The organism is Sphaerotilus microaerophilus, assembly GCF_023734135.1.
Taxonomy (GTDB): domain Bacteria; phylum Pseudomonadota; class Gammaproteobacteria; order Burkholderiales; family Burkholderiaceae_C; genus Sphaerotilus; species Sphaerotilus microaerophilus.
Genome location: NZ_AP025730.1, coordinates 1,780,743 through 1,798,441 on the forward strand (window position 1 = coordinate 1,780,743; position 17,699 = coordinate 1,798,441).

At 65.3% G+C, this 17,699-nt stretch carries 18 protein-coding genes; 16 read left to right on the forward strand and 2 right to left on the reverse strand.

What is annotated here, in order from left to right; genetic code table 11:
- The first annotated feature begins 18 nt into the window (after positions 1–18).
- From NGK70_RS07880 to NGK70_RS07955, 16 genes are all read left to right on the forward strand, one after another.
- A complete protein-coding gene (locus tag NGK70_RS07880) occupies positions 19–495 on the forward strand; it encodes a NuoB/complex I 20 kDa subunit family protein (RefSeq protein ID WP_251972705.1) in 477 nt (158 codons plus the stop codon).
- 29 nt (positions 496–524) lie between these two features.
- The gene (locus NGK70_RS07885) at positions 525–1,124 is read left to right on the forward strand and encodes an NADH-quinone oxidoreductase subunit C (RefSeq protein WP_251972706.1); all 600 of its coding nucleotides are present in this window, start codon (positions 525–527) and stop codon (positions 1,122–1,124) included.
- Positions 1,125–1,139: 15 nt separating this feature from the next.
- On the forward strand, positions 1,140–2,393 hold the full coding sequence (locus NGK70_RS07890) for an NADH-quinone oxidoreductase subunit D (protein WP_251972707.1): 1,254 nt from the start codon (positions 1,140–1,142) through the stop codon (positions 2,391–2,393).
- Between the two features lie 23 nt (positions 2,394–2,416).
- On the forward strand, positions 2,417–2,908 hold the full coding sequence (gene nuoE / locus NGK70_RS07895) for an NADH-quinone oxidoreductase subunit NuoE (protein ID WP_251973714.1): 492 nt from the start codon (positions 2,417–2,419) through the stop codon (positions 2,906–2,908).
- A 13-nt stretch (positions 2,909–2,921) separates the two neighbouring features.
- A complete protein-coding gene (gene nuoF / locus NGK70_RS07900; protein ID WP_251972708.1) occupies positions 2,922–4,280 on the forward strand; it encodes an NADH-quinone oxidoreductase subunit NuoF in 1,359 nt (452 codons plus the stop codon).
- Between the two features lie 14 nt (positions 4,281–4,294).
- Positions 4,295–6,607: an NADH-quinone oxidoreductase subunit NuoG gene (gene nuoG / locus NGK70_RS07905; RefSeq protein WP_251972709.1), complete on the forward strand. Its 2,313-nt coding sequence runs from the start codon at positions 4,295–4,297 to the stop codon at positions 6,605–6,607.
- Between the two features lie 16 nt (positions 6,608–6,623).
- The gene (nuoH, locus tag NGK70_RS07910; RefSeq protein ID WP_251972710.1) at positions 6,624–7,682 is read left to right on the forward strand and encodes an NADH-quinone oxidoreductase subunit NuoH; all 1,059 of its coding nucleotides are present in this window, start codon (positions 6,624–6,626) and stop codon (positions 7,680–7,682) included.
- Positions 7,683–7,704: 22 nt separating this feature from the next.
- A complete protein-coding gene (nuoI, locus tag NGK70_RS07915) occupies positions 7,705–8,202 on the forward strand; it encodes an NADH-quinone oxidoreductase subunit NuoI (protein WP_251972711.1) in 498 nt (165 codons plus the stop codon).
- A 72-nt stretch (positions 8,203–8,274) separates the two neighbouring features.
- A complete protein-coding gene (locus tag NGK70_RS07920) occupies positions 8,275–8,919 on the forward strand; it encodes an NADH-quinone oxidoreductase subunit J (protein WP_251972712.1) in 645 nt (214 codons plus the stop codon).
- Entirely contained in the window at positions 8,916–9,224 is a 309-nt protein-coding gene (gene nuoK / locus NGK70_RS07925; RefSeq protein ID WP_251973715.1) for an NADH-quinone oxidoreductase subunit NuoK, read from the forward strand. Before NGK70_RS07920 ends, nuoK begins: the two co-directional genes overlap by 4 nt.
- A gap of 21 nt (positions 9,225–9,245) precedes the next feature.
- On the forward strand, positions 9,246–11,246 hold the full coding sequence (gene nuoL, locus NGK70_RS07930; RefSeq protein ID WP_251972713.1) for an NADH-quinone oxidoreductase subunit L: 2,001 nt from the start codon (positions 9,246–9,248) through the stop codon (positions 11,244–11,246).
- Between the two features lie 16 nt (positions 11,247–11,262).
- The gene (locus tag NGK70_RS07935; RefSeq protein ID WP_251972714.1) at positions 11,263–12,735 is read left to right on the forward strand and encodes an NADH-quinone oxidoreductase subunit M; all 1,473 of its coding nucleotides are present in this window, start codon (positions 11,263–11,265) and stop codon (positions 12,733–12,735) included.
- Between the two features lie 16 nt (positions 12,736–12,751).
- Positions 12,752–14,236, forward strand: coding sequence for an NADH-quinone oxidoreductase subunit NuoN (nuoN, locus tag NGK70_RS07940; RefSeq protein WP_251973716.1), 1,485 nt, complete (start codon positions 12,752–12,754; stop codon positions 14,234–14,236).
- A gap of 35 nt (positions 14,237–14,271) precedes the next feature.
- On the forward strand, positions 14,272–14,586 hold the full coding sequence (locus tag NGK70_RS07945) for a DUF2818 family protein (protein WP_251972715.1): 315 nt from the start codon (positions 14,272–14,274) through the stop codon (positions 14,584–14,586).
- Between the two features lie 69 nt (positions 14,587–14,655).
- A complete protein-coding gene (locus NGK70_RS07950; protein ID WP_251972716.1) occupies positions 14,656–15,282 on the forward strand; it encodes an NUDIX domain-containing protein in 627 nt (208 codons plus the stop codon).
- A gap of 58 nt (positions 15,283–15,340) precedes the next feature.
- On the forward strand, positions 15,341–15,826 hold the full coding sequence (locus NGK70_RS07955; protein ID WP_251972717.1) for a DUF1178 family protein: 486 nt from the start codon (positions 15,341–15,343) through the stop codon (positions 15,824–15,826).
- A gap of 41 nt (positions 15,827–15,867) precedes the next feature.
- On the opposite strand, the gene NGK70_RS07960 is transcribed toward NGK70_RS07955, so the two are convergent.
- Together NGK70_RS07960 and NGK70_RS07965 are read right to left on the reverse strand one after the other, a co-directional pair.
- Positions 15,868–17,277, reverse strand: a complete 1,410-nt coding sequence (locus tag NGK70_RS07960) for an FAD-binding oxidoreductase (RefSeq protein ID WP_251972718.1) — start codon at positions 17,275–17,277, stop codon at positions 15,868–15,870.
- The gene (locus NGK70_RS07965) at positions 17,274–17,663 is read right to left on the reverse strand and encodes a DUF2069 domain-containing protein (RefSeq protein ID WP_251972719.1); all 390 of its coding nucleotides are present in this window, start codon (positions 17,661–17,663) and stop codon (positions 17,274–17,276) included. The genes NGK70_RS07960 and NGK70_RS07965 overlap by 4 nt, the downstream gene beginning before the upstream one ends.
- Positions 17,664–17,699: the final 36 nt, after the last annotated feature.

The window sequence follows — 17,699 nt, forward strand, 5'->3', positions numbered from 1 at the left end:
CGAACTGGATGACTCACCATGGGCATTGAAGGCGTACTCAAGGAAGGTTTCGTCACGACCAGTGTCGACACCCTGATCAATTGGTCCAAGACCGGTTCGTTGTGGCCCATGACCTTCGGGCTGGCCTGCTGTGCAGTGGAGATGATGCATGCGGGGGCTTCCCGCTACGACATCGACCGCTTCGGCATGCTGTTCCGGCCCAGCCCCCGGCAGTCCGATCTGATGATTGTGGCGGGGACGCTGTGCAACAAGATGGGGCCGGCACTGCGCAAGGTCTACGACCAGATGGCCGAGCCGCGCTGGGTGCTCTCGATGGGGTCCTGTGCGAATGGCGGTGGTTACTACCACTACAGCTACTCCGTCGTGCGTGGCTGCGATCGCGTCGTGCCGGTAGATGTCTACGTGCCGGGTTGTCCGCCCACCGCTGAGGCCCTGCTTTACGGCATCCTGCAGTTGCAGGCCAAGATCCGTCGCGAAAACACCATCGCCCGCTGAGCCGGCGCGCAGGTCACGAGGTCCGACCCATGACTCAGAAACTCGATACCCTGCAGGCCGCGCTGGAGCGTGTGCTGGGCGATCGCATCGTCTCCCTGGTCCGCCGCCTTGGTGAGATCACGATCACCGTCAAGGCGGCCGAGTATGCCGAGATCGCCAAGACCTTGCGTGACCACCCTCACCTGGCGTTCCAGCAGCTGATCGACCTGTGTGGCATGGACTACAGCGGCTACAAGGATGGGGTGTACGAAGGCCCCCGGTACGCGGCGGTCTCCCACCTGCTGTCGATCGACCACAACTGGCGCCTGCGGCTGCGTGCCTTCGCAGTGGACGACGAGTTTCCGGTGCTGGCGTCGATGACGCCGATCTGGAACTCGGCCAACTGGTTCGAGCGCGAGGCCTTCGACATGTACGGCATCGTCTTCGATGGGCATGACGACCTGCGTCGCATCCTGACCGACTACGGCTTCATCGGCCATCCGATGCGCAAGGACTTCCCGGTCAGTGGTCACGTCGAGATGCGTTACGACGCCGAGCAGAAGCGGGTGATCTACCAGCCCGTGACCATCGAGCCGCGTGAGAACACGCCGCGGATCATCCGCGAAGACAACTACGGCAGTCTGCACTGAGGTTCGGAGCGTCGCATGGCTGAAATCAAGAACTACACCCTGAACTTCGGTCCGCAGCACCCGGCCGCGCACGGCGTGCTGCGTCTGGTGTTGGAACTGGATGGCGAGGTGATCCAGCGCGCCGATCCGCACATCGGCCTGCTACACCGTGGCACCGAGAAGCTGGCTGAGACGAAGACCTTCATCCAGTCGCTGCCCTACATGGACCGTCTCGACTACGTGTCCATGATGTGCAACGAGCACGCCTACTGCCTGGCGATCGAGAAGCTGCTCGGCGTCGATGTGCCTGAGCGCGCCCAGTACATCCGCGTGATGTTCAGCGAGATCACCCGTCTGCTGAATCACCTGCTGTGGCTGGGTTGCCACGGCATGGACTGCGGCGCGATGAACATCCTCATCTACTGCTTCCGTGAGCGTGAGGACCTGTTCGACATGTACGAGGCGGTGTCCGGTGCGCGCATGCACGCGGCCTACTTCCGTCCGGGTGGCGTCTACCGAGATCTGCCGGATTCGATGCCGCAGTACAAGGTCAGCAAGATCCACAACGCGAAGGCGATCTCGAAGATGAACGAGAACCGGCAGGGCTCCCTGCTGGACTTCATCGACGACTTCGTGCGGCGCTTCCCGAAGCTGGTCGACGAGTACGAGACGCTGCTGACCGACAACCGCATCTGGAAGCAGCGCACCGTCGGCATCGGCGTGGTCACGCCCGAGCGCGCCCTGAACATGGGCCTGACCGGTGCGATGCTGCGCGGCTCCGGCATCGCCTGGGACCTGCGCAAGACGCAGCCCTACGACGTCTACGCGAAGATGGACTTCGACGTGCCGGTGGGCGTCAACGGCGATACCTACGACCGCTACCTGGTGCGAGTCGAAGAGATGCGCCAGTCCAACCGCATCATCAAGCAGTGCGTGGACTGGCTGCGCGCCAATCCGGGTCCGGTCATCACCGACAACCACAAGGTGGCGCCGCCCTCGCGCGTCGAGATGAAGACCTCGATGGAGCAGTTGATCCATCACTTCAAGCTCTTCACCGAAGGCTTCCACGTGCCCGAAGGCGAGGCCTACGCCGCCGTCGAGCACCCGAAGGGCGAGTTCGGCATCTACCTGGTCAGCGATGGCGCCAACAAGCCCTACCGCCTGAAGATCCGCCCGCCTGGTTTCGTCCACCTCGCCGCCCTCGACGAGATGTCGCGAGGACACATGATCGCCGACGCCGTCGCGATCATCGGCACGATGGACATCGTGTTCGGCGAAATCGACCGCTGAGCCAGCGCATGAGCAACACATCCATGTTCTCTGAAGCCACCCTGGAGCGCTTCGCGCGCGAGGTCGCCAAGTACCCGGCCGACCAGAAGCAGTCGGCCGTGATGGCCTGCCTGACCATCGCCCAGCAGGAGCTGGGGTGGGTCACGCCCGAGGCCGAGCGCGGCATCGCGGACTACCTCGGCATGGCGCCGATCGCGGTGCGCGAGGTCACGACCTTCTACAACATGTACAACCAGCAGCCGGTCGGCCAGTTCAAGCTGAACGTCTGCACCAACCTGCCCTGCCAGCTGCGCAACGGGCAGAAGGCGCTGGAGTACCTCTGCAGCAAGCTGGGCATCGAGGACGGTGGCACGACGCCCGACGGCGTCTTCACCGTGCAGAAGTGCGAATGCCTGGGCGCCTGCGCCGACGCGCCGGTGGCGCTGGTCAATGATCGCCAGATGGTGAGCTATATGTCGAATGAGCGCCTCGATGGCCTGGTCGACCTGCTGCGCGCCAAGGCCAAGGCCGAGTGAAGGGGCCCCGTTGATGGCACGCAACATCGCAGTCGATCTCTCGGCCTTCCAGGCCACGGGTCTGGATACCTGTTTCCATGATCGCCACATCAACCCGCAGATCTATGCCGGCCTGGATGGCAGCAACTGGCGCCTGAAGGACTACGAGTCGCGCGGCGGCTACCAGGCGCTGAAGAAGATCCTCGGCAAGGATGGTGGCGAAGGCATGACCCCTGACCAGGTCATCGCCGAGGTCAAGGGTTCCGGCCTGCGCGGCCGTGGCGGCGCCGGCTTCCCGACCGGCCTGAAGTGGAGCTTCATGCCGCGGGCGCTGCCGGTGCAGAAGTACCTGGTCTGCAACTCGGACGAGGGCGAACCGGGCACCTGCAAGGACCGGGACATCCTGCGCTACAACCCGCACATCGTCATCGAGGGCATGATCATCGCGGCCTACGCGATGGGCATCTCGGTGGGCTACAACTACATCCACGGCGAGATCTTCGAGGTCTACGAGCGCTTCGAAGCGGCCCTGGAAGAAGCCCGTGCGGCCGGCTACCTGGGCAGCCAGATCCTGGGCAGCAACCACAGCTTCCAGCTGCATGCCCACCACGGCTTCGGCGCCTACATCTGCGGCGAGGAAACCGCGCTGATCGAGTCGATCGAAGGCAAGAAGGGCCAGCCGCGCTTCAAGCCGCCGTTCCCGGCCAGTTTCGGCGTCTACGGCAAGCCGACCACGATCAACAACACCGAGACCTTCGGTGCGGTGCCCTGGATCATCCGCAACGGCGGCCAGGCCTACCTCGAGTGCGGCAAGCCGAACAACGGCGGTACCAAGATCTTCTCGATGGTCGGCGACGTGGAGCGTCCCGGCAACTACGAGATCCCGATGGGCACGCCGTTCGCCACGCTGCTGGAGCTGGCGGGTGGCGTCAAGGGCGGCAAGAAGCTCAAGGCGGTGATCCCGGGCGGCTCGTCGGCCCCGGTGCTGCCGGCCGACGTCATGATGGCCTGCACGATGGACTATGACTCCATCAGCAAGGCAGGCTCGATGCTGGGCTCGGGTGCCGTCATCGTCATGGACGAGACGCGCTGCATGGTCAAGAGCCTGCTGCGGCTGTCGTACTTCTACGCGCACGAGTCCTGCGGCCAGTGCACGCCCTGCCGCGAAGGCACGGGCTGGCTCTACAAGATGGTCGAGCGCATCGAGCACGGACACGGTCGTCCCGACGATCTCGCGCTGCTCGACAACGTGGCAGAGAACATCATGGGCCGCACGATCTGCGCCCTGGGCGACGCGGCGGCGATGCCGGTGCGAGGCATGCTCAAGCACTTCCGCGACGAGTTTGTCCACCACATCGAACACAAGACCTGCCAGGTCCCGTCGTACATCTGACCGGGCACACGAACATGGTTGAAATCGAACTCGACGGCAAGAAGGTGGAAGTCGCCGCCGGCAGCATGGTGATGCATGCAGCCGAGCAGGCCGGCACCTACATTCCCCACTTCTGCTACCACAAGAAGCTCTCGATCGCGGCGAACTGCCGCATGTGCCTGGTCGAGGTCGAAAAGGCCCCGAAACCGATGCCCGCCTGCGCGACGCCCGTCACGCAGGGCATGATCGTGCGCACCAAGAGCGACAAGGCGATCAAGGCGCAGCAGTCGGTGATGGAGTTCCTGCTCATCAATCACCCGCTGGACTGCCCGATCTGCGATCAGGGCGGCGAGTGCCAGCTGCAGGATCTGGCGGTCGGCTACGGCAAAACCGCCTCGCGCTACGAGGAAGAAAAGCGCGTCGTCTTCGCCAAGGAGGTCGGCCCGCTGATCTCCATGGAGGAGATGAGTCGCTGCATCCAGTGCACCCGCTGCGTGCGCTTCGGCCAGGAAATCGCCGGGCGCATGGAGCTGGGCATGGTCAACCGGGGGGAGCACTCGGAGATCACGACCTTCTTGAACGGCACGGTCGATTCCGAGCTGTCCGGGAACATGATCGACATCTGCCCGGTCGGCGCGCTCACCAGCAAGCCCTTCCGCTACAGCGCCCGCACCTGGGAGCTGTCGCGCCGCAAGAGCGTCAGCCCGCACGACAGCACCGGCTCGAACCTGATCGTCCAGGTCAAGAACCACAAGGTGATGCGCGTCGTTCCGCTTGAGAACGACGACGTCAACGAATGCTGGATCGCCGACCGCGACCGCTTCAGCTACGAGGCGCTCAACAGCGACGCCCGCCTGACCACGCCGATGCTCAAGCAGGGTGGCCAGTGGAAGCCGGTGGACTGGACTACCGCGCTGGACTACGTCGCCAAGGCGCTCAAGGGCATCACGTCACAACAAGGCGGTTCTGCGATTGGCGCGCTGGCCTCGGCCACCAGCACCAGCGAAGAGCTTTTCCTGCTGGGTGAACTGGTGCGCGGCCTGGGCAGCGACAACATTGACCACCGCCTGCGCCATGCCGACTTCCGCCAGGAAGCGGGTACGGTGCGCTGGCTGGGCACGTCGATCGCCAGCCTGTCCAAGGTCGACCGCGCCCTGGTGGTCGGTTCGTTCCTGCGCAAGGATCACCCGCTGTTCGCACAGCGTCTGCGCCAGGCGGCTCGCCACGGCGCGCAGATCTTGCGCATCGGCTCGGCCGGAGATGACTGGCTGATGCCGATTGCCGCGAACATCGCCACCGCCCCGAGCCTGTGGGCCTCGGCGCTGATCGAGGTGGCCGCCGCGGTGGCGACCGCCAAGGGCGTCACGGCCCCGCTGGCGGTGACGCCGGGCGCACAGGCGCAGGCCATCGCCGATGCGCTGCTCTCCGGCCAAAGTTCGGCCGTGCTGCTCGGCAATGCCGCTGCCGCCCATCCGCAGGCGGCGGAACTGCTGGCGATCGCAAACTGGATCGCCGCGCAGTGCGGCGCCAGCGTGGGCTACCTGGGCGAGGCCGGCAACAGCGTCGGCGCCCAGTTGGTCAAGGCCCAGCCGCAGCAAGGCGGCCTGGATGCCACTGCCATGCTGGCCCAGCCGTGCCGTGCCTACCTGCTGTTCAACACCGAGCCGGTGCTGGACGCGGCCGATGCCGCGCAGGCGGCCAAGGCGCTGGCCGCCGCCGACCTGGTGGTGTCCTTCAGCCCGTTCTCCGCGAACGTCGAGCAGGCGCACGTGCTGCTGCCGATCGCCCCGTTCACCGAAACCGGCGGCAGCTTCGTCAACGCCGAAGGGCGTCTGCAGTCCTTCCACGGCGTGGTGCGTCCGCTGGGCGATACCCGCCCGGGCTGGAAGGTGCTGCGTGTGCTGGGCAACCTGCTGGGCCTGCCGGGCTTTGCGCAGGAAAGCGTCGAGGAAGTGCGTGCCCAGGCCGTGGGCGCTGCCGACTCGATCGCCGCTCGCCTGTCGAACCAGACCACCGTGACGCCGCAGGCTGGCGTGGCCCAGGTCGAACTGCAGCGCGTGGCTGACGTGGCCATCTACGGCAGTGACAGCATCGTGCGCCGTGCATCGTCGCTGCAGCAAACCGCCGATGGTCGCAGCGTCAGCGTGTCGCTGCCCGCCTCGCTGTGGGGCCGCCTGGGCTTGAACGCGGGCGACTCGGTCAACGTCACCCAGGGTGGTGAGACCGTGAAGCTGCCGGCCGTGCTGGATGCCGGCTTGGCTGAAGGGACCGTCCGCATTCCGGCCGGTGTTGCTGCCACCGCGAAGCTGGGTGCGCTGTTCGGCGCGGTCAGCGTCGTGCGGGCCTGAACCGGAGGAGCTGAAGATGTTGGAAACCTTCCAATCCGCTGGCGCGGCTGCCCTCGGTGGCGCCTGGCCCGCGGTCTGGGCCCTGATCAAGATCGTGGTGGTGCTGCTGCCCCTGATGGGCTGCGTGGCCTACCTGACGCTGTGGGAGCGCAAGGCGATCTCCTGGACGCAGGTGCGCCCGGGCCCGAACCGGGTCGGCCCCTACGGTCTGCTGACGCCGATCGCCGATGCCGTCAAGCTGATCTTCAAGGAGATCATCACCCCGACGGCGGCCAACAAGGGCCTGTTCTACCTCGGCCCGATCATGACCATCATGCCGGCGCTGGCGGCCTGGGCGGTGATCCCGTTCGGCCCGGATGTGGCGCTCGCCAACGTCAACGCCGGTCTGCTGTTCCTGATGGCGATCACCTCGCTGGAGGTTTATGGCGTGATCATCGCCGGCTGGGCCTCCAACTCGAAGTACGCCTTCCTGGGTGCCATGCGGGCCTCGGCGCAGATGGTCAGCTACGAGATCGCGATGGGCTTCGCCTTCGTGGTCGTGCTGATGGTGACCGGCAGCCTGAACATGACGGACATCGTCGTAAGCCAGACCAAGGGCACCTTCGCCGCGATGGGGCTGAACTTCCTGTCCTGGAACTGGCTGTCGCTGTTCCCGATCTTTCTCGTCTACTTCATCTCGGGCCTGGCCGAAACCAACCGCCACCCCTTCGATGTGGTGGAAGGCGAAGCGGAAATCGTGGCCGGCCACATGATCGAGTACTCGGGCATGTCGTTCGCAATGTTCTTCCTGGCCGAATACGCCAACATGATCCTCGTGTCGATCCTGACCGTCATCATGTTCCTGGGCGGCTGGGATGCGCCGGTGGGCTTCCTGAGCTTTATCCCGGGCTGGATCTGGCTGGGCATCAAGACCTTCTGTGTCGTCACGATGTTCCTGTGGGTGCGTGCCTCGTTCCCGCGCTACCGCTACGACCAGATCATGCGCCTGGGCTGGAAGATCTTCATCCCGATCACGCTGGTGTGGCTGGTGGTGGTGGGCCTGTGGATGCAGACGCCCCTCAACATCTGGAAGTGAACACGGACCGCAGGAAACCACCATGTCAGCCGTGACCCCCCTCAAGGACTTCATCTCCAGCTTCATGCTGCTGGAGCTGCTCAAGGGCCTCAAGCTCACCGGTCGCCACTTCTTCCAGCGCACCGTCACCGTGCAGTTCCCGGAAGAGAAGACGCCGCTGAGCCCACGCTTTCGGGGCCTGCATGCGCAACGCCGCTACGAGAGTGGCGAAGAGCGCTGCATCGCCTGCAAGCTCTGCGAAGCCGTTTGCCCGGCGATGGCGATCACCATCGAGGTGGCGCAGCGCGAGGATGGCAGCCGCCGCACCAGCCGCTACGACATCGACCTGACCAAGTGCATCTTCTGCGGTTTCTGCGAAGAGAGCTGCCCGGTCGACGCGATCGTCGAGACGCACATCTTCGAGTATCACGGCGAGAAGCGTGGCGACCTGTACTTCACGAAGGACATGTTGCTGGCGGTCGGCGATCGCTACGAGAAGGAAATTGCAGCCAACAAGGAGGCGGACGCCAAGTACCGCTGAGGCTGGCTGCACGCCGCGCCCGGCTGACGCTGGAGCGCGGATGAGCAGCGCCCGCGTGTGCCCGAGACACCCATGGACACCACCACCGCGCTCTTCTACGTCTTCTCGGCCCTCTTGCTCTTTGCAGGCTTTCGCGTCATCACGGCGCGCAGCCCGGTGCATTCGGCCCTCTACCTCGTGCTGGCCTTCTTCAACGCCTCGTGCGTTTGGATGCTGCTGGAGGCGGAGTTCCTCGCCATCTCGCTCGTGCTGGTGTACGTCGGCGCGGTGATGGTGCTGTTCCTCTTCGTCGTGATGATGCTCGACATCAACATCGACCTGCTGCGCCAGGGTTTCTGGAAGCATTTCCCGGTGGCTGGTGCAGTCGGCGCCATCATCGCCCTGGAAATGGCCTGGGTGCTCCAGCGCGGCTTCAACGTCACGGCCGCCAAGCCGATGGCGGGTAGCGACAAGCTGCCCAATGCCAAGCTGCTGGGCGTCGAGATCTACACCAACTACCTGTATCCGCTGCAGATCGCTGCGGTGCTGCTGCTGGTGGGCATCATCGCCGCGATCGCGCTGACGCTGCGGCGTCGCAAGGATGTCAAGGGCCAGAACCCGTCCGAGCAGGTGCGTGCGCGTGCTGCCGACCGGGTCCGCATCGTGAAGATGGCGCCCGTCATCGAGGCCCCGTCGGTGCCCTCCGCTGATGGCAACGCGTCGAAAGGACAAGCCTGATGGTCTCCCTCGGACATTACCTGACGCTGGGTGCGATCCTGTTCGCGCTGTCGGTGATCGGCATCTTCCTGAACCGGAAGAACCTGATCGTGCTGCTGATGGCCATCGAGCTGATGCTGCTGGCGGTCAACCTGAACTTCGTGGCGTTCTCGCACTACCTGGGTGACATGGCGGGGCAGGTCTTCGTCTTCTTCATCCTGACGGTGGCGGCTGCCGAGTCGGCGATCGGTCTGGCCATCCTGGTGGTGCTGTTCCGCAATCGCTCGACCATCAATGTCGACGAACTCGACACCCTGAAGGGCTGAGGCCGGAGGAAAACGATAACCATGTCTGCGCTCTCACAATCGACCCTTCTGGCGGTGCCGCTGGCACCCCTGGCCGGGGCCGTGATTGCCGGCTTCTTCGGCAAGTCCATCGGCCGCCGCGGCGCGCACGTCGTCACGATCCTCGGGGTGCTGGTTGCCTTCATCCTGTCCGCGCTGACGCTGCGCGACGTGGTGGATGGTGCCCGCTTCAACGCCACCGTCTACGAGTGGATGGTGCTCGGTGGTCTCAAGATGGAGGTCGGCTTCCTGGTCGACGGCCTGACCGCGATGATGATGGTGGTGGTGACCTTCGTGTCGCTGATGGTGCACATCTACACCATCGGCTACATGGAAGAGGACCCGGGCTACCAGCGCTTCTTCAGCTACATCTCGCTGTTCACCTTCTCGATGCTCATGCTGGTCATGAGCAACAACTTCCTGCAGCTGTTCTTCGGCTGGGAGGCGGTGGGCCTGGTGTCGTATCTGCTGATCGGCTTCTGGTTCAAGCGGCCCACGGCGATCTTCGCCAACATGAAGGCCTTCCTGGTCAATCGGGTGGGTGACTTCGGCTTCATCCTCGGTATCGGCCTGATCGTCGCTTATGCAGGCACGCTCAACTATGCAGAGACCTTTGCGAAGGCGGGCGAGTACAGCAAGCTGACCATGCCGGGCAGTGACTGGCAACTGATCACCGTCACTTGCATCTGCCTCTTCATCGGTGCGATGGGCAAGAGCGCGCAGTTCCCGCTGCACGTGTGGCTGCCGGATTCGATGGAAGGCCCGACCCCGATCTCCGCGCTGATCCACGCCGCCACCATGGTGACGGCCGGCATCTTCATGGTCGCGCGCATGTCGCCGTTGTTCGAGCTGTCGGACACCGCGCTGAACTTCATCCTCATCATCGGCGCGATCACCGCGCTGTTCATGGGCTTCCTGGGCATCATCCAGAACGACATCAAGCGGGTGGTCGCCTACTCGACGCTGTCGCAGCTGGGCTACATGACGATGGCGCTGGGCGCCTCGGCCTACTCGGTCGCGGTGTTCCACCTGATGACCCACGCCTTCTTCAAGGCGCTGCTGTTCCTCGCGGCCGGCTCGGTGATCATCGGCATGCACCATGATCAGGACATCCGCAACATGGGCGGCTTGCGCAAGTACATGCCCATCACCTGGATCACCTCGCTGCTGGGTTCGCTCGCGTTGATCGGCACACCGTTCTTCGCTGGCTTCTACTCGAAGGACTCGATCATCGAGGCACTGCACGCCAGCCATCTGCCCGCTGCCCACTGGGCCTACTGGGCCTCGGTGATCGGCGTGTTCGTGACCGCCTTCTACTCATTCCGGATGTACTTCCTGGTCTTCCACGGCAAGGAGCATTTCCATCACAAGCCGTTCCCGGGCGAGCACGACCACCATGACGACGATCATGGCCATGCGCACACGCCGCACGAGTCGCCCTGGGTGGTGACCGCACCGCTGCTGTTGTTGGCGATTCCCTCGGTGGTGATCGGTTTCATGACGATCCAGCCGATGCTGTACGGCGAGTTCTTCAAGGATTCGATCCTCGTGAATGTGGCGGCCCACCCGGCGATGAAGGAACTCGCCCACGAGTTCCACGGTGCCGTGGCGATGGCCACGCATGCGTTCGGCACGCTGCCGTTCTGGCTGGCTGCGGCTGGCGTGGCAACGGCCTACGTCTTCTACATGGTGGCGCCCGGCATCCCTGCGGCCATCGGCCGCGCGCTGGCACCGCTGGTGACCGTGATGGAAAACAAGTACTACATGGACTGGATCAACGAGCACATCCTTGCTGCCGGTGCGCGCCTGTTGGGGCGCAGCCTGTGGAAGGGTGGCGACGTGGCCTTGATCGACGGGTTCGCGATCAACGGCTCGGCCAAGGTCGTGGGCTGGGTGGCATCGCTGGTGCGCCTGTTCCAGACGGGCTATATCTACCACTACGCACTCGTCATGCTGCTGGGCGTCTTTGCCCTCATGACCTGGTTCGTGTGGCTGGCTCGCTGAACGGGAGGACCTGAACATGGCATACCTCTCGCTCGCGATCTGGGTTCCGGTGGTCTTCGGCGCCATCCTGCTGGCGCTGGGCCGTGACGACAACGCCGGCATGGTGCGCTGGCTGGCGCTGGTTGGCGCCATCGTCAGCTTCCTCATCACCTTGCCGTTGGTGACCGGCTTCGATGTCGCCTCGGCTGCGATGCAGTTCCAGGAGAACCTCCCCTGGATCGAACGGTTCAACGTGCGCTACCACCTGGGTGTGGATGGCATCTCGGTGTGGTTCGTGCTGCTCACCGCCTTCATCACCATCATCGTGGTGATCTCGGCCTGGGAGGTGATCACCGAACGGGTGCACCAGTACATGGGCGCGTTCCTGATCCTCTCCGGCCTGATGGTCGGGGTGTTCAGTGCGGTCGACGGCCTGCTGTTCTACGTGTTCTTCGAGGCCACGCTGATCCCGATGTACATCATCATCGGCATCTGGGGCGGGCCGCGGCGCGTCTATGCGGCCTTCAAGTTCTTCCTGTACACGCTGGCCGGCTCGCTGCTGATGCTGATCGCGCTGATCTACCTGTACTACAAGTCGGGTGGCAGCTTCGACATCCTCACCTGGCATAAGCTGCCGCTGGCGGCGATGCCGCAGGCGATGCTGTTCTTCGCCTTCTTCGCCGCCTTTGCGGTCAAGGTGCCGATGTGGCCGGTGCATACCTGGCTGCCGGATGCCCACGTCGAAGCGCCTACTGGGGGCTCCGTTGTGCTGGCGGCGATCATGCTGAAGCTGGGTGCCTACGGCTTCCTGCGCTTCTCGTTGCCGATCGTGCCGGACGCCGCACACACCTATGCGCCGTTCATCATCACGATCTCGCTGATCGCGGTGATCTACATCGGCCTGGTGGCGCTGGTGCAGAACGACATGAAGAAGCTGGTGGCCTATTCGTCCATCGCGCACATGGGCTTCGTGACCCTGGGCTTCTTCATCTTCAGCGAGCTGGGCATCTCCGGTGGCTTGGTGCAGATGATCAGCCACGGCTTTGTCTCGGGTGCGATGTTCCTGTCCATCGGCGTGCTCTACGACCGGGTGCATTCGCGTGAGATTGCCAGCTACGGTGGCGTGGTCAACACGATGCCGAAGTTCGCGGCGTTCGCGGTCTTCTTCGGCATGGCCAACTGCGGTCTGCCGGGCACCGCCGGCTTCATCGGCGAGTGGATGGTGATCCTGGGTGCCGTGAAGTACAACTTCTGGATCGGCCTGCTGGCCGCGACGGCCCTGATCTTCGGCGCGGCTTACACGCTGTGGATGATCAAGCGCGTGTACTTCGGCGACATCGCCAACGACCACGTGCGTGAACTCACCGACATCAATTCGCGTGAGTTCCTGATGCTGGCGCTGCTGGCCATTGCCACGCTGGCCATGGGGCTGTATCCGAAGCCCTTCACCGACGTCATGCACACCTCGGTGGTGGAACTGATCCGCCACGTCGGCGTCTCGAAACTCTGATCCGGGAGCCGCACACATCATGAATGCAATGAACTGGCTCGCGGTGTACCCCGAGATCCTCCTGCTGGTGATGGCCTGCGTGGTGGCGCTGGTCGATCTGTTCGTCACCGACCCTCGCCGTACCCCGACCTACCTGCTGACGCTGGCCAGCCTGGCGGCCGTGGGTGCGATGCACCTGGTCTACTTCAACGGCGGCTACACCCACTACGCGATGAACCGCATGGTGGTGACCGATCCGATGGGGCACCTGCTGGCCTTCTTCGCTTGCCTGGCGGTGTTCGTGACGCTGGTCTACTCGCGTCCCTATGCCGAGAGCCGCGACATCCTCAAGGGCGAACTGTTCTCCCTGAGCCTGCTGTCCCTGCTGGGCATGTGCATCATGCTGTCGGGCAACAACTTCCTGGTGCTGTACCTCGGCCTGGAAGTGATGAGCCTGTCGCTGTATGCGCTGGTTGCGCTGCGTCGTGACCATGCCGGTGCGACCGAAGCGGCGATGAAGTACTTCGTGCTGGGCGCGATCGCCTCGGGTTTCCTGCTCTACGGCATGTCGATGATGTACGGCGCCACTGGGTCGCTGGATCTCGGCAAGGTGTTCGAGGCCATTGGCAAGGGTGACGTGAACCGCCAGGTGCTGGTGTTCGGCGTGGTGTTCATCGTGTCCGGCTTGGCGTTCAAGTTCGGTGCCGTGCCCTTCCACATGTGGGTGCCCGATGTCTACCAGGGCGCCCCGACCGCGGCCACGCTGCTGATCGCCAGTGCGCCCAAGATCGCTGCCTTCGGCATGACGATCCGCGTGCTGGTCGAGGGACTGCTCGGCCTGGCGGTGGACTGGCAGCAGATGCTGGTGGTGCTGTCGGTGTGTTCGCTGGTGGTTGGCAACCTGGCTGCCATCGCGCAGACCAACCTGAAGCGCATGCTGGCCTACTCCACCATCGCGCAGATGGGCTTCATGATGCTGGGCCTGGTGTCCGGCGTCGTGAATGGCAACACCCTGTCGGCCGCCAACGCCTACAGCTCGGCGATGTTCTACATGATCACCTACGTGGTGACCACGCTGGGCACCTTCGGCTTGATCATGCTGATGTCACGCCAGGGCTTCGAGTCCGAGGAGATCAATGATTTCGCCGGCCTGAACCAGCGCAGCCCGCTGCTGGCCGCGATCATGGGCATCTTCATGTTCTCGCTTGCCGGCATCCCGCCGACCGTCGGCTTCTACGCCAAGCTCGCGGTGCTGCAGGCGCTGATTTCCACCAATGACAACTTCCACCTGGGCCTGGCGATCTTCGCCGTGGTGCTGTCGCTGATCGGCGCGTTCTACTACCTGCGCATCGTGAAGGTGATGTACTTCGACAAGGCGGTCGACACCCATCCCATCGTGGCCGAGGGGGGGGCTCGTGCGGTGCTGTCGCTCAACGGTGCGGCGGTGCTCGTGCTGGGCATCCTGCCGGGTGGCCTGATGGCGATGTGCGCGCAGGCGATCGTCAAAGCGCTGGCGACCTGAGTCGGCGTCGACGCGGGTCAAACCAAGCGAAGACGATGGGGACGAGTTCCTCCGCCTCGATCTGGCTGGTGCTGCTGCTCTCAGCGGTGCTGGCCAATCTGCCGTTCGTCACCGAGCGGCTTTTTGTCCTTGGGCCCCGGCGCATGCCCAAGCGTTTTGCTTGGCGGCTGCTGGAGTTGCTGGTGTTTGCCGCCATTGTCGTTGGCGTCGGTCGGTGGCTGGAGGCGCGTGGTGGTCAGGTGTCGCCACAGGGATGGCAGTTCTATGCCGTCTTCGGCTGCGTGTTCCTCACGCTGGCCTTCCCCGGGTTCGTGTGGCGCTACCTGCGGCGGCAGAGAACCGCGGCATGATGCGCCGGAGCGCCGCGCCGGCGTGGCGTGGCGGGTGTACCGGGAGTTCCTTTCGATGCAAGCGAGTGCATGAGCATGAGCCTGGGTGATCTGCTCAGCCTGCCCGAGGGCGATGCGCACCTGCGCGAGACGCGGGTGCAGTCTCGCCAAGTGTATCGGGGCCATTTCCTGGAGGTCTACCGTGACGAGATCGCCCTGCCCGACGGCGCGGTGACAGGGCGCGAGTACATGGTCCACCCGGGTGCGGTGATGGTCATCCCGCTGCTCGATGACGGGCGGCTGGTGCTGGAGCGCCAGTTCCGCTATCCGTTGGACCGGGCCATGATCGAGTTCCCGGCCGGCAAGCTGGAGCCGGGCGAGCCGGGCATCGTCTGTGGCGTGCGCGAGCTCTTCGAGGAAACCGGCTACACCGCTGCCGAGTGGGCCTATGCCGGCGAGTTGAACAATGCCATCGCCTATTCCAGCGAGCGCATCGAGATCTGGTTTGCACGCGGCCTGCAAGCGGGTGAGCGCCAACTCGACGTGGGCGAGTTCCTCGACGTGTTTGCCGGGACCGAGGCGCAGCTGTCGCAGTGGATCCGCGACGGCGACGTCACCGATGCCAAGACCATGGTCGGGTTGCTCTGGCTGCAGCAATGGCGCTCCGGCGCCTGGCCGCTGCAGTGGCGCAGCGCGGCGGAGCACGGGCTGCGCTGAGGCGTGTCGCGCGCCGGATGCCCTTGCCGTACGCTGCTGCCATCGCGCAAACACCGCCATGAAGGTCTTCAACCTCCAGTGCGACCAAGGGCATGGCTTCGAGGGCTGGTTCGGCTCCGAGGACGACTACCGCAGCCAGACGGAACGGGGCCTGCTGAGCTGCCCGGTCTGCGGATCGGTGGCTGTGCAGCGCTTACCGTCGGCACCGCGGCTCAACCTCGGTGCTGCTGCCCCGGTGGACGCGGCCAGATCCACATCGACGGCCGTGGCGACGACTGCGCCGCAGGTGCCGCCATCGGGCGTTCCAGACGTCCTGGCCCAGTTGCAGGCCCGCTACCTGGAGGCGGTGCGCCACGTGGTGGCGAACACCGAGGATGTCGGTCCGCGCTTCGCCGAGGAGGTACGCCGCATCCACTACGGGGAGGTCGCGCAGCGCGCGATCCGCGGGCAGGCCGATGCCCAGGAGCGCGAAGCCCTGCGCGACGAGGGCATCGACGTGGTCTCGCTGCCGCTGCCACCGGGCATGGACGGCCCGCTGCAGTGAGGGCGGGGCGGGCTGCTTGATGGGCCTGCTGGCGCTCTCGGTCAGAGCAGGCGGCCGGGATTCATCAGCCCGGCGGGATCCAGCGCGGCCTTGATCGCACGCATCAGGTCCAGTGCCACGGGTGACTTGCGCTGGGCCAGTTCGTCGCGCTTGAGCGCCCCGATGCCGTGTTCGGCTGAGAAGGACCCGCCATGGGCGGCCACCGCGTCGAACACGATCGCATTGACCGCGTGTTCGTGTTCGCGCAGGAAATCGACCGCCGTGCAGCCCTCCGGCGCCTGGACGTTGTAGTGCAGGTTGCCGTCGCCCAGGTGGCCGAAGTTCACCAGCCTGGCGCCCGCAAAGGCCCTGGCGAGCGCCGCATCGGCTTGTCGCACGAAGGCCGGGATGCGAGACACCGGCACGGAGATGTCGTGCTTGATATTCAGGCCTTCCAGCGCCTGCGCCAGCGGGATGGACTCGCGCAGCTGCCACATCGTGCGCGACTGCGCCACCGATGTCGCCACTGCGGCATCGCTGATCAGCCCGCCTTCGAGGGCCGCTTCCAGCAGGCCCTCGAAGACCGTGCGGGCATGGGCTTCATCCTGGGCGTCGGAGAGTTCCAGCAGCACCGTCCATGGACTGGGAGCGAGCGGCTGCGCCAGCTGCGGGAAGTGGCGCCGCACCAGGGCCAGCGAGAAGGTGTTCATCGCCTCGAAGCCGGTCAGCGCGGCATCGGCACGGGCCTGCGCCAACTGCAGCAGCGCTACGCAGTCCTCCAGCGAGGCACAGGCGGCCAGCGCCGTCATCCGCGCTGCCGGCCGGGGGTACAGGCGCATGACCGCCGCCGTGATCACCCCGAGCGTGCCCTCGCTGCCGATGTAGAGGTGGCGCAGGTCGTAGCCGGTGTTGTCCTTGCGCAGTCCACCCAGGCCGTCCCAGATCTCCCCGCGCGGGGTCACCACCTCCAGGCCCAGGCAGAGCTCACGTGCATTGCCAAAGCGCAGCACCTGCGTGCCACCCGCATTGGTCGCCAGGTTGCCGCCGATGGTGCAGGATCCCTCCGAGGCCAGGCTCAGCGGCAGCAGCAGGTCGGCTGCGGCGGCGGCCTCCTGGGCGACCTGCAGCACGCAACCGGCCTCGACCGTCATCGTCAGGTTGGCTCGGTCTATGGCGCGCACGGCCTGCAGCCGCGTCAGGCTGAGCAGGATCTGCTGGCCGGATTCGTCCGGCACGCCACCGCCGACCAACCCGGTGTTGCCGCCCTGGGGCACCACGGCCACGCGCGCCTCGTGGCACAGCCGCAGCACGGCCGCCACCTCCGCCGTCGAGCCTGGGCGCACCACTGCCAGCGAGCGGCCCCGCCAGCGTTGGCGCCAATCGAGGTGATAGGCGTCCAGGTCACCGTCGGTGAGCACCTGGTTCGGGCCGACGACACCGCGCAGGGCATCCAGCAGGGACGAGTGGCTCATGCGGCGGAATCGGATGAAGTGGGGGACACCGCTGCGCCATCGGTGTGCCCGCGCTTGGCGCTGGCCAGGCGCAGGCGCACGTGGGCGCCGCAGGCGGCAAACAGCAGCAGCGCCAGCCCGATCTCGCCCAGTGCCAGTCGGGCACCGAGCGCGCCGTCGCCAAAGGCGCGCACCGCGCCTTCCGTGACATAGAGCCACAGCAGCAGTGACAGCCAGCGGTAGGTGTAGAGCCGCATGCGCCACAGGCCAGGCAGGGCGGCCAGCAGGGGCAGCACCTTCAGCGCGAGGCTGCCGCGGCCGGTCGGTGCCAGCCAGAGCTCCCAGGCCAGGCCCAGGGCGATCAGGGCCACGCAGGCAGCGAGGGCGGCCAGACGGCTGGCCTGCACCGCCGGGCTCGGATGAGCGGTGGTGGCGGCGACGGA